This window comes from Pseudomonas sp. Hp2, from assembly GCF_006386585.1.
Classification (GTDB): Bacteria; Pseudomonadota; Gammaproteobacteria; order Xanthomonadales; family Xanthomonadaceae; genus Pseudomonas_S; species Pseudomonas_S boreopolis.
In genome coordinates this window covers 345,829-369,057 of the sequence record NZ_VAHJ01000002.1, presented here as the reverse complement: position 1 = coordinate 369,057, position 23,229 = coordinate 345,829, and the positions used below count along the sequence as shown (strand labels likewise).

General features: G+C 59.8%; 20 protein-coding genes and 3 tRNA genes. 5 read left to right on the top strand and 18 right to left on the bottom strand.

Annotated features, from left to right (window positions below; translation table 11 throughout):
- Nucleotides 1–16: 16 nt before the first annotated feature.
- The 11 genes from nhaA to FD678_RS06595 all read right to left on the bottom strand — a co-directional run bounded on the left by nhaA (nucleotide 17) and on the right by FD678_RS06595 (nucleotide 11,109).
- The gene (nhaA, locus tag FD678_RS06645) at nucleotides 17–1,882 is read right to left on the bottom strand and encodes a Na+/H+ antiporter NhaA (RefSeq protein WP_029885974.1); all 1,866 of its coding nucleotides are present in this window, start codon (nucleotides 1,880–1,882) and stop codon (nucleotides 17–19) included.
- A gap of 56 nt (nucleotides 1,883–1,938) precedes the next feature.
- Nucleotides 1,939–3,252, bottom strand: a complete 1,314-nt coding sequence (locus FD678_RS06640; RefSeq protein WP_006402503.1) for a replication-associated recombination protein A — start codon at nucleotides 3,250–3,252, stop codon at nucleotides 1,939–1,941.
- 51 nt (nucleotides 3,253–3,303) lie between these two features.
- On the bottom strand, nucleotides 3,304–4,611 hold the full coding sequence (locus FD678_RS06635; protein ID WP_023103888.1) for an NAD(P)/FAD-dependent oxidoreductase: 1,308 nt from the start codon (nucleotides 4,609–4,611) through the stop codon (nucleotides 3,304–3,306).
- Between the two features lie 18 nt (nucleotides 4,612–4,629).
- Nucleotides 4,630–5,460, bottom strand: a complete 831-nt coding sequence (gene fghA / locus FD678_RS06630; RefSeq protein WP_023103887.1) for an S-formylglutathione hydrolase — start codon at nucleotides 5,458–5,460, stop codon at nucleotides 4,630–4,632.
- A 58-nt stretch (nucleotides 5,461–5,518) separates the two neighbouring features.
- Nucleotides 5,519–6,853, bottom strand: coding sequence for a DUF3422 family protein (locus FD678_RS06625; RefSeq protein ID WP_023435206.1), 1,335 nt, complete (start codon nucleotides 6,851–6,853; stop codon nucleotides 5,519–5,521).
- A 182-nt stretch (nucleotides 6,854–7,035) separates the two neighbouring features.
- Entirely contained in the window at nucleotides 7,036–7,434 is a 399-nt protein-coding gene (locus FD678_RS06620) for a VOC family protein (protein ID WP_023435205.1), read from the bottom strand.
- Nucleotides 7,435–7,477: 43 nt separating this feature from the next.
- Nucleotides 7,478–8,587 carry an S-(hydroxymethyl)glutathione dehydrogenase/class III alcohol dehydrogenase gene (locus FD678_RS06615; RefSeq protein ID WP_023435204.1) on the bottom strand — a complete coding sequence of 370 codons (1,110 nt, stop codon included), beginning with the start codon at nucleotides 8,585–8,587 and terminating at the stop codon, nucleotides 7,478–7,480.
- A 59-nt stretch (nucleotides 8,588–8,646) separates the two neighbouring features.
- Complete coding sequence (gene frmR, locus FD678_RS06610) at nucleotides 8,647–8,922, bottom strand: formaldehyde-responsive transcriptional repressor FrmR (RefSeq protein ID WP_007182548.1); 276 nt, start codon at nucleotides 8,920–8,922, stop codon at nucleotides 8,647–8,649.
- A gap of 282 nt (nucleotides 8,923–9,204) precedes the next feature.
- Nucleotides 9,205–10,095, bottom strand: a complete 891-nt coding sequence (locus FD678_RS06605; protein WP_006402492.1) for a carbon-nitrogen hydrolase family protein — start codon at nucleotides 10,093–10,095, stop codon at nucleotides 9,205–9,207.
- Nucleotides 10,092–10,700: a GNAT family acetyltransferase gene (locus tag FD678_RS06600; protein ID WP_023435203.1), complete on the bottom strand. Its 609-nt coding sequence runs from the start codon at nucleotides 10,698–10,700 to the stop codon at nucleotides 10,092–10,094. The genes FD678_RS06605 and FD678_RS06600 overlap by 4 nt, the downstream gene beginning before the upstream one ends.
- Before the next feature lies 1 nt (nucleotide 10,701).
- Entirely contained in the window at nucleotides 10,702–11,109 is a 408-nt protein-coding gene (locus tag FD678_RS06595; RefSeq protein WP_023435202.1) for a ketosteroid isomerase-related protein, read from the bottom strand.
- A gap of 154 nt (nucleotides 11,110–11,263) precedes the next feature.
- Between FD678_RS06595 and FD678_RS06590 the strand changes: the two genes are divergently transcribed.
- Entirely contained in the window at nucleotides 11,264–12,169 is a 906-nt protein-coding gene (locus FD678_RS06590; RefSeq protein WP_023435201.1) for a LysR family transcriptional regulator, read from the top strand.
- A gap of 149 nt (nucleotides 12,170–12,318) precedes the next feature.
- On the opposite strand, the gene uvrB is transcribed toward FD678_RS06590, so the two are convergent.
- The gene (gene uvrB / locus FD678_RS06585; protein ID WP_023435200.1) at nucleotides 12,319–14,295 is read right to left on the bottom strand and encodes an excinuclease ABC subunit UvrB; all 1,977 of its coding nucleotides are present in this window, start codon (nucleotides 14,293–14,295) and stop codon (nucleotides 12,319–12,321) included.
- A 375-nt stretch (nucleotides 14,296–14,670) separates the two neighbouring features.
- Nucleotides 14,671–15,102, bottom strand: coding sequence for a DUF488 domain-containing protein (locus FD678_RS06575; RefSeq protein WP_029885976.1), 432 nt, complete (start codon nucleotides 15,100–15,102; stop codon nucleotides 14,671–14,673).
- Nucleotides 15,103–15,594: 492 nt separating this feature from the next.
- Here FD678_RS06575 and FD678_RS06570 point away from each other — a divergent pair, with 492 nt between their 5' ends.
- The 3 genes from FD678_RS06570 (at nucleotide 15,595) to FD678_RS06560 (ending at nucleotide 19,610) form a co-directional block, all read left to right on the top strand.
- A complete protein-coding gene (locus FD678_RS06570; protein ID WP_140720595.1) occupies nucleotides 15,595–16,536 on the top strand; it encodes a LysR family transcriptional regulator in 942 nt (313 codons plus the stop codon).
- A gap of 436 nt (nucleotides 16,537–16,972) precedes the next feature.
- Nucleotides 16,973–18,217: a glutathione-independent formaldehyde dehydrogenase gene (locus FD678_RS06565; RefSeq protein ID WP_011871469.1), complete on the top strand. Its 1,245-nt coding sequence runs from the start codon at nucleotides 16,973–16,975 to the stop codon at nucleotides 18,215–18,217.
- A 502-nt stretch (nucleotides 18,218–18,719) separates the two neighbouring features.
- The gene (locus tag FD678_RS06560) at nucleotides 18,720–19,610 is read left to right on the top strand and encodes a LysR family transcriptional regulator (protein ID WP_023435198.1); all 891 of its coding nucleotides are present in this window, start codon (nucleotides 18,720–18,722) and stop codon (nucleotides 19,608–19,610) included.
- A gap of 22 nt (nucleotides 19,611–19,632) precedes the next feature.
- On the opposite strand, the gene FD678_RS06555 is transcribed toward FD678_RS06560, so the two are convergent.
- Nucleotides 19,633–19,926 (bottom strand): helix-turn-helix domain-containing protein, encoded by a 294-nt coding sequence (locus FD678_RS06555; RefSeq protein WP_009459591.1) that lies wholly within the window; start codon nucleotides 19,924–19,926, stop codon nucleotides 19,633–19,635.
- On the opposite strand from FD678_RS06555, the gene FD678_RS06550 reads away from it, so the two are divergent.
- A complete protein-coding gene (locus FD678_RS06550; protein WP_426789288.1) occupies nucleotides 19,884–20,684 on the top strand; it encodes a substrate-binding domain-containing protein in 801 nt (266 codons plus the stop codon). The genes FD678_RS06555 and FD678_RS06550 overlap by 43 nt on opposite strands.
- Nucleotides 20,685–20,718: 34 nt before the next feature.
- Here FD678_RS06550 and FD678_RS06545 read toward each other — a convergent pair whose 3' ends face one another.
- The 4 genes from FD678_RS06545 to FD678_RS06530 form a co-directional block, all read right to left on the bottom strand.
- A complete protein-coding gene (locus FD678_RS06545; RefSeq protein WP_023435196.1) occupies nucleotides 20,719–22,662 on the bottom strand; it encodes a tyrosine-type recombinase/integrase in 1,944 nt (647 codons plus the stop codon).
- Nucleotides 22,663–22,888: 226 nt separating this feature from the next.
- Nucleotides 22,889–22,964: transfer RNA gene (locus tag FD678_RS06540), tRNA-Gly, on the bottom strand.
- Nucleotides 22,965–22,995: 31 nt separating this feature from the next.
- Nucleotides 22,996–23,069 (bottom strand) — tRNA-Cys (locus FD678_RS06535).
- A gap of 66 nt (nucleotides 23,070–23,135) precedes the next feature.
- A tRNA-Gly gene (locus FD678_RS06530) sits at nucleotides 23,136–23,211 on the bottom strand.
- Nucleotides 23,212–23,229 lie beyond the last annotated feature (18 nt).

Sequence of the window (23,229 nt, the reverse complement as noted above, 5' to 3'; positions counted from 1 at the left end):
CGGTAGTTCGTCCCGCTCAGGACGGGACTTCCTGAGTTCGGGTGCCGCGGCGGCTAGCTTCGAGCGCTGCGGTGACAGAGCGGGCGTCGTAGCTGCCGCGCAGGCGGCGACCCTCGACGAAGAACGTCGGCGTGGCGTGCGCACCGCTGGCGACCGCACTGGCGAGGTCGCGCTCGACACGCTCGATCACCGCAGGGCTGTCGAGATCCGCGATGAACCGATCGACGTCGAGCCCAAGCTCTGCGGCGTAGCCGATCAGATCCTCGCGCTCCAGCGCGTGCTGACGGGTGAACACGAAGTCCAGCCACGGCCAGAACATCCCCTGATTCGATGCCGCCTCGGACGCACGCGCGGCGATCGGCCCATGCGGGTGGTGCGGCAAGTGGCGCACCACATACCGCAGGTCGTCCCCGAAGTGGGCGCGCAGATCCTCCCAAGAACCGGTAGCGTGCGCACAGTACTCGCACTCGAAGTCCACGTACTCCACCAGCGTGAGCTGCGCGTCCTCTGGCCCGCGAATGTGATCGACCTCGGGATCGACCGGCGGCTCAAGCACCATCGGCAGATCGGCGGTCTCCTCACCCCACCTGCGAGCGGCAACCTTGAAGATGAGCCACCCGAGCAACGTGGCGAGCATCATCGACACGAGCACGCCGACCGTCGCCTGGCGGCCCAGGTCGGAGGTCGTGCCGAACGCGAGCCCGATGATCAGCAGCGACACGGTGAAGCCGATCCCGGACAGCGCCGCCCCACCGAACACGCTCCCCACCCCGACGCCCTCGGGCAGCCGGCCCAGGCCGAGACGGACGGCGACGAGCGTGGTGAGCCCGATGCCCAGGAGCTTGCCGAGCACGAGCCCCGCGATGACGCCCCAGGTCACGGGCGAGCCGAAGGCCTCAGCGAGCAGCCCGCCACGCAGGTCCACCCCGGCGTTCGCCAAGGCGAAGATCGGCACGATCAGCAGCGCCGTCGGCAACCGCAGGAACTCGTGCAATCGCTCGTTCACCGAGATACCCCGGGACAGCCCGCAGTCCACCGCGCGGGCCGATGCGGCACTCGGCGACTGCCAGAAGTCGCGGAACAGTTGTCTTGCCGCAACGACCCCGTGACGTTGCGTCGCATAGGCGGGGATCAGCAGCCCCGCGGCCATCCCGGCGAGGGAGGCATGGATGCCGGAGTACAGGGTTGCGAGCCACAGCACGATCACGATCAGCACATACGGCATTGCCCGCCACTGGCGGGTGCGCCCCAGCCACCACAGCGCAACGAGACTGGCGAGGGCGATCAACAACGGGACGACCCGGATCTCCTCGCTATAGACGATGCCGATGATGGACACGGCGAGGAAGTCATCGACCACGGTCAGGGTGAGCAGGAACACACGCAACTGACCGGACAGCCGCGGACCGACGATCGCCAGGGTGCCCAGCATGAACGCCGTATCGGTGCCGACCACCGCACCCCACCCGTGCAGGCCCTGACCTCCGGCCAGCCCCACGAGCAGGACGTACACCAGAGCGGGAAGCACGACACCCGCGACACCCGCGATCAGGGCGAGACCGGCACGGCTGCGATCCCGGAGCGATCCGTGGGCGAACTCCTGACGCACCTCCAGGCCGATCAGGAAGAAGAAGACGACCATCAGGCCGTCGTTGACCCAGTGATGCAGATCCATGTGCAGGCCCAATGGCCCAAAGTTGAACCCGACGTCCAGGTGCCACAACCCGAAATAGGCATCGGATAGCGGCGAGTTCGCCCACGCCAGCGCCACAACCGTGACGATCACCAGCAGCACCGCCGCCCCGGACTCAGTGCGTAGATAGCGGGCAACTCGACTCCGTCTGATATTCGCAGAGGATTCACCGAGAGAAGCGTCTGGCATGTTCTTATTCTGTAGTTCGTGAGGTAGCGATGGGCCGATTTCGGGGGGGATATCGGTCAAGTGTACGGGCTTAGCGGCGTCGCGTCATCGAGCGAGCGCAGCCAAGTGAGCCTTTCTCCCAGCCTTCGCTCGACGCCCCTGTCCGTTGGCTGGTACCAGCCCGGCCGCGCCACGCCCTCGGGAAAATAGGTTTGCCCAGCGGCATAGCCGTTGGGCTCATCATGCGCGTAGCGGTAGCCTTCGCGATAGCCCATCTGCTTCATCAGCTTCGTCGGCGCATTGCGAAGATGGAGCGGCACAGCCTGGGAGCCGCTGCGCTTGACGAATGCCTTGGCCTGATCCCAGGCGGCATAGGCGGCATTCGACTTGGGGGCCAGAGCGAGGTAAGTCACCGCCTGGGCCAGCGGTATCTCGCCTTCGGGTGAGCCCAGCCTGTCGTAGGCCAGCGCGGCATTGAGTGCCAGTTGCAGCGCCTGCGGGTCGGCATTGCCGATGTCTTCGCTGGCCATCACCACCATGCGGCGGGTCACCTGGCTCACGTCGCCGCTGCCGTCGAGGATGCGGGCCAGCCAATACAGGGCCGCATCGGGGTCGGAGCCCCGTAGCGACTTGTGGAAGGCTGAGAGCTGCCAGTAGAACTCGTCACCGCCCTTGTCGAACCTGCGCAGCGATGGACTCGTGGACAGATTGGCGAACTCGCCATCGACCACGGTCTTGCCCGCGCCCGACGCCGCATTCGTCACCTGCTCAAGCAGATTGAGGAAGCGCCTGCCATCGCCATCGGCAAAGCCCTTTAGCAGGTCCAGCGCGTCCGCGTCCAACTTGACGCCCTGGAGATGCGGCAGTGCGCGTTCGTAGAGCTGGTTCAGTTCGTCGCTGGACAGCGGTTCGAGGGTATAGACCTGCGCGCGCGAGAGCAGTGCGGAATTGACCGCCAACCCCGGATGCTCGGTCGTCCCCCCCACCAGGGTCAGGAGCCCCGACTCGACATGGGGCAGCAGGGCATCCTGCTGCGCCTTGTTGAAGCGATGGATCTCATCGACGAAAAGCACCGTCGATCGACCATGGTTGTCCAGTTCAGCCTGGGCCTCGTCGATGGCTTGCCGGATGTCCTTCACCCCGGCCAGCACGGCCGAGATGGCGATGAATCGGCTGTCGGTCGCACTGGCGGCCAGGCGCCCCAGGGTGGTCTTGCCCACGCCTGGCGGCCCCCAGAGGATGAACGAGTGCAACTTGCCCGCCTCGAACGCGAGACGCAGCGGCTTGCCGGGGCCGAGCAAGTGCCGTTGCCCGACGAATTCATCCAGCGTCTTGGGCCGCAGGAGTTCGGCCAAGGGAGGCTTGGGCTTTGTCGTGAATAGATCGGTCAAGTTGCTCTCCCTGGCATTTCTGATAGTTGACGTTCCGATAAGGTGGGCACCTCAATCCAGAGAGCCGGATTTATCCAACGCTGTGGGCTCTTTGTCGGCAATCGCATGCATGATGATGCGAGAGCCGCGGTAGCCGATGCTGTGGTTCCATACCCAGCTCAAAGCGACGCTGAGACGATTTCGCGTACCGATCAGAAAGTAGATATGCGCGAGCTTCCAGATCCACCACGCAAAGGCACCACGCAGCTTAACCCGCCCCATGTCAATCACGGCCAGGCTGCGGCCGATGGTGGCCAGGTTCCCCTGATGCCGGTATATGAAAGGCCCGTCAGCGGACTTGCCTTTCAAACGCCGTCCAATGAGGTTGGCGACGTACTTCCCTTGCTGTTTGGCGGCCGGGGCGATGCCCGGTACGGGCTTCCCGTCGGCCATAGTGCACGAGGCGGTATCGCCGATGGCGAAGACCTCCGGGCGACCAGCCACCGTCAGGTCGGGACCAACGACCACTCGACCCGCACGATCAGACGCAGCACCCAACCAGCGAGCCGCGGGAGACGCCTTGACCCCTGCGGCCCAGACGATGGTCTTGGCCGAAAGGGGCTTGCCGCCATACACCACGCCGTCGGCCGAGCATTCGGTGACCGGCGTACCCAGCACGACCTCGACCCCGAGCTTTTCGAGTGCCTGGCGCGTATAGGCCGAAAGATCCTCTGGAAAGACCGACAACAGACGCGGGCCCGCCTCGATCAGTACAACCCGGGACGTGCTCGGGTCAATAGAGCGGAAGTCACGCGCCAGCGTGTCTCGTGCAAGCTCGGCGATGGTCCCGGCCAATTCAACCCCGGTGGGACCACCACCGATGATGACGAACGTCTGCAGCGCGGCACGCTGCTGAGGATCGCTCGTGAGCTCGGCCTCCTCGAAAGCCGCGAGGATTCGGCCCCGAATGGCCGTGGCATCTTCCAGCGTCTTCAACCCCGGCGCAAAAGCCCCCCATTCGTCGTGTCCGAAATAGGCATGGGTAGCGCCTGTCGCGAGTACGAGCGTGTCGTAGGTTTGGCGTGAGCCATTGTTGAGAATGACCTGACGCGCGTCCTGGTCGATGCCTTCCACTTCCGCCATCAAGGTGTTCACTTCCGGGCGATTGCGGAAGAGATAGCGAATAGGCCATGCGATCTCGGATGTCGAAAGTGACGCCCCTGCAACCTGGTAAAGCAAGGGTTGGAACAGGTGATGATTGCGCCGATCGATGATCGTCACATCGACCTCGGCACCAGCAAGCTCGTTGGCAACCTCGATCCCGCCGAAGCCCGCTCCGATAATGACGACGTGATGTCGGTTTTTGGAGGTCTTTGTCATAACCTGATCTCATCTCTCTCAGCGTTTCAGCGCCGATGCGTGGTATGCCATATGCTCGCCAATGAAACTGGCAATGAAGTAGTAGCTGTGGTCGTAGCCAGGGCGCAGATTCAACGTGAGCGGGTGCCCCGTCTCGTCGCAGGCTTTGCGCAGCAGATCGGGCTGAAGCTGACTCTCCAGGAACTCGTCGCCCAAGCCCTGATCCACCAGCAGCGGCAGACGCTCCTGCACGGTGCGAATCAGCTCCACGGTGTCGTACTGCTTCCACGCCTCCCGGTCGCTGCCCAGGTACGCCTCGAAGGCCTTGTGTCCCCAGGGAACCTGGGTGGGCGCGACGATGGGCGAGAAGGCCGAGACGCTTCGATAACGGCCCGGGTTGCGCAGGGCGATGACCAGGGCGCCATGCCCGCCCATGGAATGGCCGCTGATGCTCCGCTCCGCCGTCACGGGAAAGTGGGCCTCGATCAGCGCCGGTAGTTCCTGCACCACGTAGTCATACATCCGATGATTCGCAGCCCAGGGTTCCTGCGTGGCGTTGACGTAGAAACCCGCCCCCTGTCCGAGGTCATAGGCGGGATCGTCGGCAACGCCTTCGCCGCGTGCGCTGGTATCGGGCGCGACGACGGCAATGCCATGTTCGGCTGCGTAGCGCTGGACGGCGGACTTGGTGATGAAGTTCTGCTCGGTGCAGGTGAGGCCTGAAAGCCAGTACAGCACCGGCACCTTGCTGTGCTGTGCCTGCGGAGGCAGATAGACGCCGACCTTCATCGTGCAACCGAGCGTCGTGGATTCATGCTGATAAACGTCCTGCCAACCATCAAAGCTGGCGTGATGTTCGATGCGTTCCATGGTGTTCTCCTATGTTCAAAGGAACGGCGCAGCTCTCGCGCACCAGGACGGCAGCTCTTCAGGAAGATTTCTCTTCCGCTGCCGTGTCACCGTGGGCGTGTCTGATCCTGCGCACGATCCACCAGATCGTCAGCATCACCGCAGGCACCAGAACCGCCATCACCGGCGCCACGCTGTCGTGAACCATCGGAATGCCCTTGAGTAAATAGCCGAGAAGACTCACGACGTAATAAGAAATTGCCGCGACCGACAGGCCTTCGACGGTTTGCTGAAGGCGCAATTGCATCTTGGCCCGGTTGTTCATCGACGCAAGCAGATCGCGGTTCTGGCGTTCAAGCTCGACGTCGATCCAGGAACGCAGCAACGCGATGGCCCGGGTCAGCTTGTCGGAGAGCTTGGTCTGGCGCTCCTTTACGGATTGGCATGTCCGCATGGCGGGAGCGATGCGACGCTGCAGGAAATCCGCCCAGGTGAAGTACCCGGATACGGCTTCTTCCGAAAGCGCTGCCAGCCTTTCCTCGACGATCTCGTAGTAGGCACGGCTGGCGCCGAAGCGATAGAGATTCGCCGCAACGCCAGCTTCCAGCTCGGCAGCCAGGGCGGTCAATTCGGACAGCAGCACGTCGCTGTCGCGCCGTTCCACCAAGCTCGTACACATCTCGTCGGTGATCGCCGCAAGGCGCGACTCCATGCGCCGCAGCTCCGACGTCATCGACCGCGTCAACGGCAAGGACAGCAACGCCAAGGTGCGGTAAGTCTCGATCTCCAGCAGACGTTGAGCCAGCGCACCCGCCCGCGCCGGGGTCAAATCGCGGGCCAGGACGAGCATCTGCGTCAGGCCATCCTCATCCTGTCGAAAGTCGGTCAGGATGGCGGCAGAGCCGTTCTCCACCAGCGAGTAGCACAGGCTGGCAGGATCGAAGCGATCGACCTCCTTCTCCGTTTCCGGCGTCCACGGAAGAAGTCTCAAACGGATGCCGGATACGACCGGGCCGGGAGGAACAAATCCATGCTTGAACGGATTTTCGCCGCACGGCTCTCCCGTCTCGGAATCCAGCGAAGCGCACCATAGATACGTCGAGAACTCGGTGTGCTTTTCGCAGTGCAGGTCTCCTTCATCCCATGTCACGCCGTGAAGCGGCGTAGCATGGTCGGGTTCGGCAACGCCGAAGCGATGAGACAACTCACTCATCGCCATCTGATCCCTGGCCTGATCGCCTTCGGTAATGAAAGCGAGCTGCAATATGCTGCGGGGGGCCTGAATCAACAGATGCGGGCGCGCATGCACTTCACCCACGGCCGCAGCACGATCGGCATAGGCCGGCATGCCGTACACGGTGGCGGTCGGGGCGGGTTGTACGGTCGTCGTATTGATGTTGGCCGGCTCTTGCATAACGACCTCATTTCTCATTGGTTGAAAAACACGCTTCAAAGCAAATGCCCGCAGCCATGCGTTTCGCACATGGCTGCGGGCCGATCTTCATGAGCGGGCACCGCTCTACACGGTCCGTCCAATAGGCTCGCCGTGTAGAGGCTTGTGCTGGCCTTTTCAGAACGCCCTCAGCTTCCTGGCTTTCAGACGAAGGTGTACGCGCAAACCTTGTTGCCCGCCGGATCACGCAGGTAGGCCGCATAGGCACCCGGCAGGTGGCCACGCGGGCCGGGCTGGCCCTCGTCGGTGCCGCCTGCGGCAAGGCCGGCGGCGTGGAAGGCGTCCACTTCGGCGGGAGTGGCGGCCGCAAAGCCGACCGTCACGCCGTTGCCGGAAGGCGCTTCACCATTGCCCGGACGAGCGATGATGAAAGCCGGCTTTTCGCGACCGAAAAGCACCCATCCGTTGCCGAAAGGACCGAGGTTCTTGATGCCGAGAGCACCCAGAGCGGCGTCATAGAACGCGGTCGACTTCTGGAGGTCGGCGGCGCCGACGAAGACGTGCGAGAAGATACCGTCGCCGGAAATGACAGGATTGGACATGGTTAATTTCCTTGGTGGTTGGTGTTGAATGGATAGTGGGTGATCAGTAGTGGATCACCGTGCGAATCGACTTGCCTTCATGCATCAGGTCGAAGGCCTTGTTGATGTCGTCGAGGCCCATGGTGTGGGTGACGAACGGGGCGAGATCGATCTCGCCTTTCATTGCGTCTTCCACCATGCCGGGAAGCTGAGTGCGGCCCTTGACCCCACCGAAAGCCGAACCCTTCCAGGTGCGACCGGTGACCAACTGGAACGGGCGGGTCGAAATTTCCTTGCCAGCACCAGCCACGCCGATGACGATCGACTGGCCCCAGCCGCGGTGGGCAGCTTCCAGAGCCGAACGCATCACGTCGACGTTGCCGATGCACTCGAAGGTGTGATCGACACCCCAGCCGGTCATCTCGATCAGAACCTCGTGAATCGGCTTGTCGAAGTCCTTCGGGTTGAGACATTCGGTCGCGCCGAAGGTACGAGCCAGTTCGAACTTCGCCGGATTGGTATCGATGGCGATGATGCGGCCCGCTTTGGCCTGGCGTGCACCTTGAATCGCAGCGAGACCGATGCCGCCGAGGCCGAAGATGGCCACCGAGTCGCCGGGCTGTACCTTGGCCGTGTTGTGCACGGCGCCGATGCCGGTGGTCACGCCGCAGCCCAGCAGGCAGACGTGCTCGGGATTGGCGTCCGGGTTGATCTTGGCCAGCGAGACTTCGGCGACGACCGTGTATTCGCTGAAGGTCGAGCAGCCCATGTAGTGGTAAAGCGGCTGACCGTTGTACGAGAAGCGAGTCGTACCATCGGGCATCAGCCCCTTACCCTGGGTTGCACGAACCGCGACACACAGGTTGGTCTTGCCGGACTTGCAGAACAGGCACTCGCCGCACTCGGCGGTATAGAGGGGAATGACGTGATCGCCAGGCTTCACGCTGGTCACACCTTCACCCACCTCCACGACGATACCCGCACCTTCATGACCCAGCACGACCGGGAAGAGACCTTCGGGGTCGTCGCCCGACAGGGTGAAGGCGTCGGTATGACAAACGCCGGTGTTCGTGATCTTGATGAGCACCTCGCCCTTGCGCGGCGGCTCGACGTCGATCTCGACGATTTCTAGCGGCTTTCCTGGCCCAAAGGCAACTGCTGCACGTGATTTCATGATGTCGCTTCCTTTACTAGCTAACTAAATTTGCCCTCACCGAGGGCACCCTGGTGCCTCTACCGCAGATAGGAGCGGACGATAGAGATGGTCTCGTCAATGGACTTGTTCTGCGAATCGCTCCTGATTTCGCTACTGGGAAACTCTTCCCGCAGATAGCTCTCCAGAACGGTTGCCATCAATCCGTTGACTGCCCCACGAACGGCCGCAAGCTGCTGAAGAATTGCAGGACATTCCGCACCTGCATCAAGCGCTTGCTCAAGAGTCGCTACCTGACCTTTGATGCGCCTGATGCGCGTCAGTGCTTGCTTCTTTTCTTCCGGGCTGTGTGGCATCGAACACCTCTCTACTTGGGTACATCGCCGCATTATACAATACTCCCCCATAGTATATGCGGCCGAACTTCGCCACAAATTCTGTGCTCTTCGAGCACTCTTACAGGCTAGTACAGATTTGTTCCCAAGAAGCGCAAAACATTCAAATCAATGAATATTTTTTGCATGTATCGACAGCATCGGGGCAAGTTCAAAACTGGTCAAACTGGAAAAATCTATGTGCAGATAGACATGGCCTATGTACACGGATTCATCGAGCTGAAGCTATCAAGATGACCCCGGCTAGGCGACCTTACGACCCGAGTACCGAGCATTCCGCAGTGCAGGCAACATCTGACCGTCCCAGTCGCGATCGACTGCAACCTGGGCCTGTTCTTGGTTTCGTTCGAGCGCATCTACGTCAAGATCAGCGATCGCCCATGTCTGCGTGCCGCAAGTCGTCGCGAGAATGCCATCCTCCGGGAATCCACGATCCATTGGTGCGTAGATCGTGGCCTCGCCAGTGTTCGTGTCCAGCGCCGGACTCCAGTCGGCAGTTCCAGTCGTCACGGCCTGCGCGATGAACATTCGGTTCTCCAGTGCCCGCGCCATGCAGCCCACACGGACCCGGGTTGCACCTGCTCGGGTGTCGGTACAGCTCGGGACCAGCAGCAGGCGCGCCCCCGCCTCTCGCTGGGCTCGCACGGGCAATGGAAACTCACTGTCGTAGCAGACAGCGATGCCGGCACGCACGCCTTTCAGATCGAACACCTTGAGTTCGTCGCCACCCTCGATGACGCCGGTGTCTTTCTCGAACCCCGTTAACTGCAATTTGTCCTGGTAGTCGCGTGTACCGTCAGGCGCAAACCACCAAGCCCGGTTGCGATAGCGGTTCAGTCCAACCTGGGTCAAAAACGTACCGGCCTGAATGGTCATGCATAACTCGCGCGACAAGTCGGCATACAGTGCCAGCCACGGAGACTGCAAGGCCTGCAGCGCGGCCAGAGAGGCGTTGAAATCATGGCGAATGCTCGGCTCGCACGTTGCAGCCAGTTCGAGGGATAGATACTCGGGCAACACGGCCAGTTCCGCCCCGCCACGACGCGCCTCCTCCAGAACCAGTCGCTGCCGCGCAGCAAATGCCTCGAAGTCCGTGGGCTGGCCCACTGCGTATTTCGCAACTGCCACTTTCATTTCGCGTTCTCCAGGGAGTGCAGCCACATCGTGAGCGTCTGCTCGGTTTCGCTTGGCTCACCCACCTGCTTCCAGGGCAGCGTAACCTTCATGTCCGACTGCCGCACGTAGCCACGACGGGTCCAGAAGGGATCATTACTGCGGTAGTTGGAAGGACGCCGAGGATCGTCGTCTGCTCGATCCACCGACGCAAACGATGTCCACTGCATGCCGCCCAACGAACGAGCATGCGCTTCGCGTTCGTCAAAGAAGCGGTGGCCCAGGCCAAGCCCCCGGAAGGCCGGGAGCAGGACTGATTCGCCGCAGTAAAACACTGCCTCCATCGGGACTCCTCGATCGGCGAACGGCACCTGGAAGGCCGGCTCTGCATCGCCGAGAGGCAACCCCGTGGACGCACCCACGACCAGGTCATCAGCGAGCGCGAGCACCAGCAGGCTGTCTGCCGAACGAGCGTACATGGAAAGGTAGTGCTTCTCGTATTCGATGTCGCCCTCGTACAGGTATGGAAAGCTGCGGAAGACCTTCGCCCGCAGATGTGCCACGGTGTCGAACCATTCGGCAATGTCCGATCCACGACGAACCAGCACCTGCACGTCGCTGGTCATTTCAGGCATCCCCTCCGACCTGTGCGATCCAGTCGCCGAGGTTGTAGTAGTTGGTGACACGAGCGATCTTGCCATCGCGGATGTCGAAGAACGCGCCACCCGGCAGCACGTAGCGCTGGCCCTGTGCTTCCGGCAGTCCGTCGTCCGTCACTTTGTATTCGCCATGCACCACATACTCCGCGCCTGCGCGCAGGCCGTCGGCGCTGACCATCACCACGATGCCGCGCAGTTGCTCGCCATAGCAGCGATCCATGCGCCGCAGGAAGGCGCGGAAGGCTTCGCGACCGACCTCACGAGCGCCTTGGTTCAAGTCGTGCGCAACGTCATCGGTCAACATGGACAGCATGGCCTCGCGATCGCCGCGGTTGAAGGCGTCGTAGTAGGCGGTGATGAGAGTCGCAGCGTTCATTCGCGTTCCTTGTTGGGTTGTTAGGCGCGGAGCATTCGGGGGTGTTGCCAGTTTGGGCAACCGCGCCTCCCTTGTATATGGAATTGTTGCGATTTTATAATTCCACTATCTGGAACAATTAACGAGCAGCGAAACTGGCCATGAGGTGTTCGTCATGAACAAGGAAATGGAACTACTGCGCATCTTTCGGGTGGCGGCCGAAAGCAGCAGTTTTCGCGATGCGGCCGTCCGGCTGGGGACTTCTCCGCAAGGTGTCACCCGTGCCATCCAGCAACTGGAGCAACACTACGGCGAGGTGTTGTTTCATCGAAGCACACGCCAGGTGCGCATCACCGCCTTCGGCGAAGGGCTGTTAGACCAGGTGCGCCCGGCATTGGAGCGGTTCGAGGATCTATGGCGGACGCCTGGGTCCGACCAGCAGGCATCCCTGTCCGGCACGGTTCGCATCACCGCACCGCACAGTTTGGGCACCAGAGCGGTGCTGCCTGCACTGGAACGCGTGGCCGCGCGTCATCCTGGTATCACTCTGGATGTGCGCCTGTCCGATCGCATCAGCAACACGGTTGACGAAGGGATTGACGTTGGGATCAGGGTCGGATTCATGCGCGATAGCCGCTTCGTCGCGCGCAAGGCGGCCGACATGAGACTCCCAATCGTTGCCGCTCCGCGCCTGATCAAGAAAGTGGGTGTACCTGAAAACATCGATGCGCTAAGCAGCCTGCCGGTCACCGTGGCCTTGGATATCAATACCGGCCGCCCCTGGCCTTGGCACTTCAAGGCGGGACGCCAGTGGACACCCACCGCTCCCACCCTCGTCGCCGACAACGCCGACATGGAAATGGGGGCAGCGTTGGCCGGAATCGCGTTCGCGCAACTGGCGGACTACATGGCTGCCCCCTACATTGCCAGCGGGAAGCTCGTGCGAGTGCTGGAGACCGAAGAACCTCCGGCATGGGGGTTGTACGTCTATCGGCCTCAGCGTGGCCCCATTCCGGGAAGGGTTCGAGCGGTATTTGATGAAATGCTGGTCGCCGTTGGATCGTTGCCAGCTTTGCGCTGACACGCCGCAAGACGCTGTAGGACACCTGCCTTGGAAAGCGGGGCACTGAGCCTCGGCGGTTCACCCCTCCGTTTGAATGATGAGCCGACCGTCTGCCCCTTGCGCCAAGTGCAGATCGGTCGGCCATGCAATCCAATGCCGGCGAACGATTAGATATAAATAAATTGCCGGTACAACCCATCCAACTGATGACGGATATCTTCCACGCGCTGCTCGTCGCCAGTATCAGTAAATTCGAGCAACTGTTGCTCCTTGGCAGTAATTTGGTCGCAAAGGTCGGACAAATTCTCGCAAAAAGCCTCGGTATGAACTGTGGGCTCCTCCGTACTCGTCTCTTCTCCTGCTAGTTTTCGCACAGAGGAGACCGGAGAAATTCCATTTTCTTCGTTAAAGGCAATTTGAAGCTGCCTGCGCCTATTTGTCTCATCGATCGCCTGTTTCATCGCCGGAGTCGTCACGTCGGCGTACAAGATCGCCTTTCCGTTTTCATTCCGAGCAACTCGACCTATCATCTGAATGAGTGCCTGGGCCGACCGCAGGAAGCCTGCCCGATCCGCATCGAGAATAGCAACCAATGATGCCTCGGGAATATCCAGCCCTTCGCGCAAAAGGCTAATCCCAATCAAAACATCGAACTCTCCTGCGCGCAGGCCATTGATGATCTCAACACGATCCTCCGCTTTTATGTCCGAATGCATGTAGCGCGCTCGAATCCCATGGTCCGTCAAGAAATCCGTTAGCTCTTCTGCACTGACCTTCGTCAGCGTGGTCACGAGCACGCGATTTTTCTTCTTCACGCACTTCGATATTTCAGCAAGCAGATCATCTATGTACCCATCCGATTTGCGCACCTCAACCTCGGGATCAAGCAGTCCCGTCGGCCTGATAACCTGTTCGACAACCCTGTCTTTCGACACCTTCAACTCGTAGTCACCCGGCGTCGCGGAAACGAAGATGGTCTGTGGCTTGACCTTCTCGAATTCACCAAAGTTCAACGGGCGATTGTTCTTAGACGAAGGCAAGCGGAACCCGTAATCTATCAACGTCTCCTTGCGCGCCTGATCCCCCCGGTACATTGCGGATATCTGTGGCACCATGACGTGGGATTCATCGACGAACAGAAGCCCATCTTTCGGCAGGTAATCCAGCAATGTGATCGGAGGCGAGGCCGGGTCCCGGTCGCTGAAGTAGCAGGAATAATTCTCCATCCCCGAACAATAGCCTACCTCGCGCATCATCTCCACGTCATGCGTGATCCGCTCGTACAGCCTGTTTGCCTCGACCAAGCGATTATTTCTGTTAAGCTCGGCAACCCGCTCTTCCATATCAGCGAGTATCTTCTTGGACGCGGAATCTATTTTATTCGTGGGCGGTGCAAAAAGCGTCTTTGGCGAAACCAAGTAATGGTCAATTGCCCCCAGCGTTTTACCTGTAACAGGGTCTAGCCATTGAACAGACGCAACAGAGTCATCCAGCAGTTCCACCCGAACTGCCCTATGCTCGGAATCAGCAGGAAAGATATCGATCACATCACCTTGCACCCGAAACGTTGCACGTTTGAGAGTGCGCTCAGTGCGATCATATTGCAGCAGAGCCAAGCGACGAATCAGCTCTCTCTGGTTTATTTTGACGCCAGGGGACAGAGCGATCTGTAACGCTCGGTACGCATCCGGGTCACCCAGGCCGTAGATTGAAGACACCGAAGCGACGACGATCACATCGCGGCGCTCAATCAAGGATTTGGTCGTGGACAGGCGTAGGCGCTCAAGGTGGTCGTTGATGGCCGAGTCCTTTGGAATGAAACGATCGGTGCCCGGCATATAGATCTCGGGCTGAAAATAATCGTAGTAGGAAACGAAGTACTCGACAGCATTCTCGGGAAAGAAGTGCTTCATTTCACCATAAAGCTGCGCGGTCAACGTCTTGTTAGGAGCCAAGATCAATGTGGGCCGCTTCAGACGATGAATCACATTCGCCATCGTAAAGGTCTTACCTGAGCCGGTGATACCTTTCAGCGTCTGGTGTGTCGCACCTTCTTCTATGTCCGACAGTAGGCGCGCTATCGCCTCTGGCTGGTCCCCCGCCGGCGTATAGCTGGAGTGCAGAATGAACGTACCGGTTGACATTAGATATCTCCTAATTGAGCTACTTCAATTTGTCCTGATGTATCGGCTATTTCAGAAGACCTATAGCAGTACCAAACTGGGGTGTAAATGACGGCGATCCTGCCGCGCCCCACCTGGGCGCAGGCGTCGCCAACATGATAGCCCAACACATGGGCGGGCTTCCCAGTGCATATCCGCCGATCGCCACGACGTCAGCCAGCGGCCCGTCTGCCAATGCACCTGGAGCCACTCGCCTCGTTGAGCGCCGACATCGAGCCGTGGCGGGCGAGGTTGCTCTGTACGCCCAATGTGTGGCGCCGGCTCCCGCCGATACGCGCCTTTGTCTCTCTCAGCCCTCCAGACGAGGCGTTGGAAACGTGGAGCTACGTCGCCCCTCTAAAGATGCACGATCTCAACATTCGGCCATTTGCCTGCAAGGTACTCGGCCACTAGCCTCCGATGGCAGTGATGGGGCTTGTCTTCGCTGCAAAGCAGGCAACTGTTATCAATCTTTTCTTTATCGATTGACTCAATCTTTCGGGACGACATTAAATCCAGAAATTTCCTGGCGTAGATATCCCAATCTCCCCCTTTTATTTTATATTCCTCGAACATGTCTTTGGTTGGAGCAAGTGCTGGTAGATGTTCATATTCCATCCCGCACAACGCCTCGGAAAAATATCGAAGATCCTCGCGTTTAGCGAAGCCGGCCAATTGCGAAACATTATTCAGGCGAACATCGACAAGGCGCTTGGCACCAGAAGCACTTAACTTGGTGAAGAAGGACCGCGCGGAGGTCTTAGTGAATCCAATCGTGAATATCTTCATCTGCCTCATTCCCCTCGTTCCTTCATCCATAAATGGCTGTTATTGAGCTACCGCCAGGCATGTCCGTCAATCGCAGCTAAGGAAACGCTGGGGGCATGGTGTACTAGCTGCGCCACAACGGCCACGGCAGGCTCCATTCTCTCGCCGCTTCAACGACTCGCGGCCACGACCCGAACAGCTCAAGAGCTTAGCACCGCCTTTTGCGGTTGCGTGCCTCACCACTCACGCTTACTCCCTTCCAGAACGCGCCAACTGCTAAGCTACATGAGGACGACTCGCCCCACAGCGCGAAGCACCTGTGTTCGCGCTATTGGCTGTCCCGTGCGTTGTGGTGCTGACCGTCGATGACGAGTCGAACCTACTGTATGGGCACTGCGCGCAGCAGCCTTTCATGCGTGCCAGCTATGTGTCCAAGGTTGGACGCGGATCGAAGCGTGCGCAGGGTTTTTCGTGAAAGTATAAAATCTAATCAACTTTATCAGAAGAAAATATATGATCGTAAGAAACTTTGAATACTTGCTTGCTTTGCACCGTGAAGGCCATTTTGGCAACGCGGCCAAAAGCTGCAATGTTTCTCAGCCGACACTCTCCGCGGGCATTAAGCAATTGGAGGAAGACATGGGTGTCGAGATCGTGCGTCATGGCCGACGCTATGACGGCCTCACTTCTGAAGGGATGCGCGTACTGTCTTGGGCTCAGCAGATGTATGACGACTGCAAAGGGCTGGAGCGAGAACTCTCCGCACTACGGCGAGGTATAGAGGGGCAATTCCGGCTAGGGATACTCCCAGGAACTGCCGGTGTAGCGCCCACATTAAGCATCGCCCTTGCTGAAAAAACGCCCTTACTTCAACAATCAGTTCTGGTTTCCGGCGCTTCTTCCCTGCTACAGGCGATTCGAGAAAACAATTTGGATATCGCACTCATGCATTTGGAGGATATCCCAGGGGAATACTTCGATACTCACCTTCTGTACCGTGAACGCATTTTCCTTTTTCACGCCGCGAGAACACAGCAACCCCGAAGCACAACGTGGGACCATGTTCTCAATAGACAACTCTGCGTGCTGAACTCGGCAGTACCTGAACCCATTCAAGATAGGCTGACGCAATGTACCGCACAGACTATTCGCACTGATTCAATTGACGTGCTATCGGCACACGTGGCGACAGGAAAATATTCGGCAGTTCTTCCGCAATCTCTCGCCGGCCAACTCGCGCACATTCCAAATCTCCACGCAATCGCAATCAATGGACCAATGTCGCACTCAAATGTCGGATTCGTTGCTGGGAAAAATGCGTTCGAGGCACCGTCATCGCGTGCATTGCTCGAAATGGTGCACACCCCCGAACTCGCTGCCACGCTTCAATCCGTTATATCGATCCATCGTCGGTTCCAGCCCAAAGCAGACTCATCTCAAAGCCCCCTGAAATAGCGAGTCTTGAAGAGCAACTCTGTATTGCTTCAACCAGGCGAAGATTGCAGGCATGCCGTGTGCGCCGCTAACAGGCGCCACGTGCTGAGCAACCCATCGAAGTCCACCAGGTCCAGGGGCAACTAGGGGGACAGGAGTACCTGCTGCGTGCGGCGTCCTCATGTTTCGCTGGGTCGAGCTGACTGTTCCTAGATCAAGCTAGGAGGCGCGATGTAGCGATGATCGTTGCCCTCTCCCGGCTAGGAGACGAGCACGGCTCGACGAGCCCGCGTAGATAGATTGTGCCTATCTGCACATAGATTATTCCAGTTTGACCACTTCTGAGCTTGATCCGATGCTGTCAAGACCGCAGAAGGAGACGCGGCCAACGGCTAGGCAGTACCACGATCGTTCTTCTTGACAGCGGTAAGTCTCGTTTCCCACTTCGATTTAGAAGATGGAAACATTAACGCACAGAGGTGACGAAATGACTCCGACCGGTAACCGAATCGTGACTTTCGAGAAGCCCTTGGAAATGAAGGTCAACACCTTCAAATTTCCAGAGCTGATAACCCCTCAAGGGAAAAGCGCACCCCATGGCGCTATCCTCAAAATAGTTACCACAAATATCTGTGGCAGCGACCTTCACATTTATCGCGGTTCGTTTGCTGTTCCCAAGGGAATGACCATGGGCCATGAAATGACCGGCGAAGTGATCGAAGTGGGATCAGACGTCGAAGTCGTGAAGAAGGGCGACATCGTTTCCGTTCCCTTCAATGTGGGGTGTGGGCGTTGTTACAACTGCAAGCATATGCGCTCCGATGTATGCGAGAACACCAACCCCGAAATCGACTGCGGAGCCTACGGGTTCAACCTCGGTGGCTGGACGGGGGGCCAAGGTGATTATCTCTTCGTACCGTATGCGGATTTCAATCTCCTTCGCTTCCCTGACAAGGATGCCGCCATGGAAAAAATCCGCGATCTGACCCTTCTCTCTGACGTACTACCCACAGCTTTCCATGGGTTCGCTGGCCCAGACTGGCCAGCCGCACCGGCCTACGTCGTCGGCGAGAACATCCTGATCTTCGGTGCCGGGCCGGTCGGCAGAGCGGGTGCCGCCTGCGCCAGACTTCTGGGTGCAGGCGCCATCATCGTTGCCGATTACATTCAAGAGCGGCTGGACCTTCTCAAGCCACACGGCGTGGAAACCATCAACCTTTCCGACGGCGTGCCGATCGAGGAGCATCTCGAACGCATTACCGGGCACAGGGAGGTGGATCGCGTCATCGACTATGTTGGTGTGGACTGCCGCGGGTTTGGCGCGGAGGCTGACAAGATCGTGGAGAGCGCTGTTACCAACGCAATGCTCAAATATGTCCGCTTCGGCGGAATGACCAGTACGGTCGGTGTGTACTGCGCAAACCCGATCTCGAAAGACCCGAAAGCCAAGAAAGGCCATATGGATCTGGAATGGTCCAACGCCTGGATCAAGTCGCCGCGAATGTCGGCTGGTCAATCTCCGACGGCCAACTACAACCACGCGTTAATGCGGGCGATACTGAACGATCGCATGCCTTACCTTTCGCCGATGATGAACACTAAGTTCATCAAGCTCGAAGACGCGCCCGCCGCGTACAAGGAGTTCGACGCGGGTTCTGCATACAAGTACGTCATCGACCCGCATGGTTCAGTGCGGCAGTAAGCATCCGGCGCGGGCTAAGCATCAGGATGTCTCACACTTTCTGGTGAGAGGCATTCTGGCTCCGCAGGTCCCCGGCCAGCAACTGGAGCCGGCGAATATTTTCGCCGGCATTTGCCTGCTGCCCCAAGGCGTTGTGATTTTGACGGGGTACTTGCCTTGGCTCGGGCCAGGAGCAGAGCCTCAGCATCCGCAGGTGATGATCAACCGCAGGCGTGTTCGGGCGCCTGGTTCGCAATCGACCAAGGGTCGGACGGAGGCGATGCACGGCGTCCATTGACGTGCATGGCTGGACATAGCCTTCGTCTGATCCTGACCACCCCACGGACTTGATCAGGCTCGCCTGGTGTTGTGCCGGCCTCGGGCCATCGCACGATCAACCCAGCCCTGGCTCATTCAGCCAGAAGTTTCCAAAGACGTGGCCGAACTCGCCGCCGCCAGAATGGCAGTCACTTCTATAGGGAGATAGCACAGTGTTGGATAAGTCGGAACGGGAGGGTGGCCTATGGAGCTGCGCCATCTTCGCTGCTTCGTAGTTCTTGCTGAGGAGCTACATTTCACGCGGGCGGCTGAGCGCCTGCATATCGAACAACCACCGCTATCACGAGCCATCAAGGAACTTGAGGACGAGTTGGGCGTAGTGCTCTTCGACCGCAACCGGCGAGGAACAGTTCTGACGGCGGCGGGTGCGGTCTTCTTGCAAGATGTACGCCGTCTATTCACTGTGCTGGAACAGGCTCGTGAAAACGCCAAGGCTGTGGCAGCGGGCTTGCGCGGTAGCCTGCGCATTGCAGTATCAGATGGAGCTATCGATCCACGGCTGTCGGCATTTCTGGCTCGTTGTCGCGCCGAGGAGCCGGAGATCGAAATACGCTTGTCAGAGGTGCCTCTGGCAGAGCAAGTGCGTGGCTTGCGTTCGGGCGACTTCATGATCGGGTTCGCGCACACGGCCGATGTCGGCGACGGTATCGCTGCCGAAGCAATCTGGCGCGACCCGCTGGTGATTGCTGTGCCAGCTCGACACTCATTGCTCACCTACAAGGAGGTGCCACTTCAAGAACTCCAAGGCCATCCACTTGTCCTGTGCGACCCGCAGGTATGCGAGGGCTATTGCCGCGAACTCAAGCGGCTGCTCAACACGTTGGAGCACAAGCTGAATGTTGTCGAGGAAGTATCCTCGCTCGACATGATGCTCACCTTGGTCGGCGCCGGCTACGGCATCGGCTTCATGACGGCGACCAAGATTCCCATCTCCCAACGGCCGGATGTGGTGATCCGCCCCTTGGCGATGGATTCTGCCGTGATCACGACCTACCTGCTTCGGCCCGACGGCAGCAATTTATCGGCTTCGGTGGAGCGATTTATCGTTCGCCTACGCGACTCTTCGGACGGTTGACGAAGCCTGGCAGGCCAGACACTCAGGGATCAGTGTCGGCACGCAGATTGCGTTCGGTCGCCGTCATCAGGTCAGCCGCGCTTATTCCGAGTGCCGTAGAAATTTTCAGTATGAGCGGAAGCGTGGGCACGTGCTCACCACGCTCGATCTTACCCATGTGAGAACGCGAAATGCTTGCCCGAGATGCGAACTCGTCTTGCGCGACTCCCTGAGCGACGCGCGCAGCGCGCACGGCCTGTCCGAAGGCTAACGCCGACTCGGATTCATACGTCGATGTGCCAGAAGGACGGCCTGGCTGAATTGTTGATTTCTGCATTAGCAGAAGCGTCAAACAATCTGCCACAATTAACCACGTTAAAAATAACGACGTTAAACTTCACTCTTTCCTGCGACGCTGGTTTGCCTTTCTGGACAGATCGCTTATTGGGGGCCCTCATGCATGACGCCACCAGCCAGTTTTCCCATTTCAGGCTTGCTATCGCACCTGGAGTGCCATCCTCTTGCCTCACAACGCTTCTTGCCCTACAGCGAGCGGAGGAGCCGGAAGTCACCATCGCGTTCTTTGAGACCTCAGGCGACGACCTGATGACGGGCCTTGAGGAAGGCCGCTATGACGCTGGAATGTCGCTTCGGAACACTGGTGCTCCGGCCGTGAAAAGCCAGCCGCTCTGGGTCGAGAACATGGCCGTTGCAATGCCGCTGGGGTCCCCCTTACTTGCCCAGGCGAAAATCACGCTTGCCGAGCTTCTGGACTATCCGGTGTTTCGCTGGCCGACGGAGGCATGCCTACTGCTCGATCAGCGACTGTCTTCCCTTCCGTTGAGCCAACAGAGCATTCAGCATGTGACTTCGTTCGAGATGATGGCGCTTTGGGTCACCGCTGGCTACGGAGTGGGGCTCTCCGCGCAATCGCGCATTGAGCGTGCCCATGCGTGGGGGATCACTATGCGCCCGCTTTCAGACGGCCCCTACGAGATCGTGACATACCTGCAGCGGCCCCACGCCCAAGCCGACTCCGTTTTTGAGCGGTTCGAGCGCAGAGCGATGGAAGTTGCCAGGGCAGGCGCTGCGTAGCAGGCGCCCGCGGCCATAGGTTGAAGCGCGAGTGTCAGGCACCCTCAAGCACCACTGCGCTATCAACCAACCGGCGGACGCTTTGCCGCACATCCTCGGGGATGGGGTGCGGGGCAATAGTCTCGGGCGTATCCGCATGGTGCTGGTAGTCGCCCGTGATGACCCGGATGATCGCGGGCACGTTGGTCGGCGTGACCGTATCAATGGCCGCGCGGTCCCCCAGGTCAGGGTGCGGCTGGGTCAGCATGCGGTACAGGTCCCACGAATCCGCGTGTGGATACTGATTCATGAGCACCTGAGCCAGCCTGTGCTTGAGCGGTACAAGTTGCCAGTCGGGAACGCGTTGTCCCCGGTTGCCCAAGCTGATGGACAGCAGCTTGCCCGCCTTCAGCTCGCGGTTGATCTGGTCCTTGGATTTTCCGGCCAGCTTGCCGAACAGCGGGACCGGCAGGTTGTTCGGCGACTCGTACATGGCCAGCATTTCTTCCCGCTCGCGCTGGATTGCAGAGACTTCGGGCTCCGGGGCATGCGTCGGCGGTGGCGGCACCTGCGACAGCCGCTGGAACGTGATCCCGCCGCTGTTCGGGGTCACGACGATGGGCGTGGCCACCACTGGCGGGGCGACGGAGGGAGCCTGCTCGGCCACCGCGGGGGCCGCGTCCATCGCGTCCTCCACTTCCGCCATCGCCGGCACCCCGTCGATACGGATGGTCAGGTGCGCGCTCGCGGCTCCCACTTCGCCCTGTTCGAGCAGGTCGAGGCGATCGGCCCAGTCCTGCATCATCCGGCGGCGCGGCTCCACGTACTTGGCGTGGTTGTAGGCCGAACTCACCTTGTTCGGGTCGGAGTGCGAAAGTTGCGCGTCCACCCAAATCTTGGGGTAGCCGATCTCGTTGAGCGCCGTCGAGATGGTGCCACGAATGCCGTGGCCGGTCAGACGCCCCTCGTAGCCCATGAGCTGCAAGGCCTTGTTGAGAGTGTTCTCGCTGATGCGCTTCTTGAGTTCGCTACGGTGCGACAGCAGGTATTTTTGCGCCGGCCGCATTGCGCCCAGGAGGTAGCGGACGATCTCGATGGCCTGCAGGGACAGCGGCACGATATAGGGGGGCACGTCCTGCGGCCGCTTCCCCGCCTTGCGCATTTCGTCCTGGAGCTGCTTGACGATCTGCGGCGGGATGATCCACAAGCCCCTGTCGAGGTCGAACTGTTCAGGTTCGGCCAACCGCAGTTCGCCGGTGCGCACCCCGGTCAGGAACAGTAGCCGGACGCCAAGCTGGGTCTGCCAGCCACGGGGGTTGTAGAGCCGGAGCCTCTGAAGGAACTCGGGCATCTCGGGCAGGTGCAGGTAGGGGTTGTGGGCCACCGGGGGCTTGGGCTCGGCCACCACGTCCAGGTCCGCGGCCGGGTTGACTTCCAGTCCCTCGGCGATGACCAGCGCATATCGGAACATCTGGTTGAACCAGGTGCGGACTTTCTCGGCGGTGGTGAACGCCTTGCGCTTCTCGATCGCCGCCAGGACGCCCAGGAGCTGGGGGCGACGAATGTCGTAGATCGACATCTTTCCCAGAGTGGGCAGCACGTCCTTGTTGAAGATGCGCAGGATCTGGGAAAGCGTGCTCTGACGGCCTTCCTTGAGTTCCTTGCGGCGATGCTCTACCCAAGCATCGAAGACGGTCTTGAAGGTGTATTCGCCCGCCAGCTTGGCCGCGTGCCGTTTCTGGTCGCGCTCGACCTGGGGATCGATCCCCCTGGCGAGCAGGGCCTGGGCCTTGTCCCGCTCGGTCCGGGCCTCGCGCAGGCTGAGGGCAGGATAGCCACCCAGGCACAGGCGCTTTTGCTTGCCCAGCCAGTAGTAGCGGAATTGCCATGACTTGCCGCCTGCGGCTGAGACCATCAGGCCCAGGCAGTCGTTGTCGGAGAGGGTGTAGCGTTTTCCGGTGGTCTTCGCCTGCCGGACGGTCAGATCAGAGAGCGCCATTTCGAGACTCCTAAGTAATGACTTAGGCCCTATGCTCGTCATGGTTCCCGCTCAGCCCCAGCAACTATCCGGTAGCCAACCCACCCATATTCTTGTGCCTTATTTGGTCACTCAAAAACGGTAGCTGTGGGTGGATTTCCGTGGCACTCGCTGGAATGAAAAAAGGAGCCGAAGCTCCTTTTTTCAATGACCTACAGACCCCAGTAGAAGTCTGTGGATCAAAATTTGGAGCGGGAAACGAGACTCGAACTCGCGACCTCAACCTTGGCAAGGTTGCGCTCTACCAACTGAGCTATTCCCGCTTGTTTTCGAGAACCACGACGCGTGGTTCGGTGGAGGCCTGGGTCGGAATTGAACCGGCGTACGCGGATTTGCAGTCCGCTGCATGACCACTCTGCCACCAGGCCTGGAACATCCCCGGCGCGCCCTCCGCCGGAACAACGAGGCCCCGCGTACGGGGCCTCGTGAGAATCTGGAGCGGGAAACGAGACTCGAACTCGCGACCTCAACCTTGGCAAGGTTGCGCTCTACCAACTGAGCTATTCCCGCTTGGGAGGCGAAATTCTA

Coding starts and splice junctions, on each gene's coding strand:
- FD678_RS06625 (WP_023435206.1), bottom strand. CDS start 6,853: ATGCAAGAGCCGGCCAACATCAATACGACGACCGTACAACCCGCCCCG.
- FD678_RS06565 (WP_011871469.1), top strand. CDS start 16,973: ATGGAAACATTAACGCACAGAGGTGACGAAATGACTCCGACCGGTAAC.
- FD678_RS06615 (WP_023435204.1), bottom strand. CDS start 8,587: ATGAAATCACGTGCAGCAGTTGCCTTTGGGCCAGGAAAGCCGCTAGAA.
- FD678_RS06570 (WP_140720595.1), top strand. CDS start 15,595: ATGATCGTAAGAAACTTTGAATACTTGCTTGCTTTGCACCGTGAAGGC.
- fghA (WP_023103887.1), bottom strand. CDS start 5,460: ATGGAACGCATCGAACATCACGCCAGCTTTGATGGTTGGCAGGACGTT.
- FD678_RS06595 (WP_023435202.1), bottom strand. CDS start 11,109: ATGAACGCTGCGACTCTCATCACCGCCTACTACGACGCCTTCAACCGC.
- FD678_RS06545 (WP_023435196.1), bottom strand. CDS start 22,662: ATGGCGCTCTCTGATCTGACCGTCCGGCAGGCGAAGACCACCGGAAAA.
- nhaA (WP_029885974.1), bottom strand. CDS start 1,882: ATGCCAGACGCTTCTCTCGGTGAATCCTCTGCGAATATCAGACGGAGT.
- FD678_RS06550 (WP_426789288.1), top strand. CDS start 19,884: ATGTGCCAGAAGGACGGCCTGGCTGAATTGTTGATTTCTGCATTAGCA.
- FD678_RS06575 (WP_029885976.1), bottom strand. CDS start 15,102: ATGAAGATATTCACGATTGGATTCACTAAGACCTCCGCGCGGTCCTTC.
- FD678_RS06555 (WP_009459591.1), bottom strand. CDS start 19,926: ATGCAGAAATCAACAATTCAGCCAGGCCGTCCTTCTGGCACATCGACG.
- FD678_RS06605 (WP_006402492.1), bottom strand. CDS start 10,095: ATGAAAGTGGCAGTTGCGAAATACGCAGTGGGCCAGCCCACGGACTTC.
- uvrB (WP_023435200.1), bottom strand. CDS start 14,295: ATGTCAACCGGTACGTTCATTCTGCACTCCAGCTATACGCCGGCGGGG.
- FD678_RS06635 (WP_023103888.1), bottom strand. CDS start 4,611: ATGACAAAGACCTCCAAAAACCGACATCACGTCGTCATTATCGGAGCG.
- FD678_RS06620 (WP_023435205.1), bottom strand. CDS start 7,434: ATGTCCAATCCTGTCATTTCCGGCGACGGTATCTTCTCGCACGTCTTC.
- frmR (WP_007182548.1), bottom strand. CDS start 8,922: ATGCCACACAGCCCGGAAGAAAAGAAGCAAGCACTGACGCGCATCAGG.
- FD678_RS06600 (WP_023435203.1), bottom strand. CDS start 10,700: ATGACCAGCGACGTGCAGGTGCTGGTTCGTCGTGGATCGGACATTGCC.
- FD678_RS06590 (WP_023435201.1), top strand. CDS start 11,264: ATGAACAAGGAAATGGAACTACTGCGCATCTTTCGGGTGGCGGCCGAA.
- FD678_RS06560 (WP_023435198.1), top strand. CDS start 18,720: ATGGAGCTGCGCCATCTTCGCTGCTTCGTAGTTCTTGCTGAGGAGCTA.